1 protein-coding gene is annotated in these 594 nt (G+C 60.1%); it reads left to right on the top strand.

What is annotated here, in order from left to right:
- Positions 1 to 594 (top strand): IS6 family transposase (locus NKH03_RS34920; protein ID WP_352973397.1); only part of this gene is annotated, 594 nt, incomplete at both ends.

The following is a 594-nucleotide window of genomic DNA, read 5'->3' on the forward strand; positions in this document are numbered from 1 at the left end:
GTTGGCGGCCCGCGGCATCATCGTCACGCATCAGACCATTCGAAGCTGGGCGGAGAAATTCGGGCGGCATTTCGCCCGGGAGATCAAGCGACGGTCAGCCGGCTGCCTGGGCGACAAATGGCATCTCGACGAATGTGTGGTGGCCATCAATGGCAAGAAGCAGTGGCTCTGGCGTGCCGTCGATCAGGACGGCTTCGTCCTCGAAGTGCTGGTGCAAAGCCGCCGAAATGCCAAGGCGGCAAAGCGTCTGATGCGCAAGTTGCTGAAGGCTCAAGGGCGGACACCACGGGTCATGATCACCGACAAGCTCCGGTCCTATGATGCCGCCAGGCGCGACCTCATGCCCGGTGTCGAACACCGGTCGCACACAGGCCTGAATAATCGAGCGGAAAATTCGCACCAGCCGACCCGACGACGCGAAAGGACCATGAAACGCTTCAAGTCGGCACGCCAGCTTCAGCGGTTCGTTTCCATCCATGATCCGATTGCCAACCTGTTCCACTTTCCCCGCAATGCGCTGTCATCGGCTCAACATCGAGACCTGCGTAACGCCGCCATGCAAATCTGGAACAAAATCGCGTGTCTCGCCGCAGC

The sequence above is a fragment of the Mesorhizobium sp. M1406 genome, from assembly GCF_040317555.1.
Lineage (GTDB): Bacteria > Pseudomonadota > Alphaproteobacteria > Rhizobiales > Rhizobiaceae > Mesorhizobium.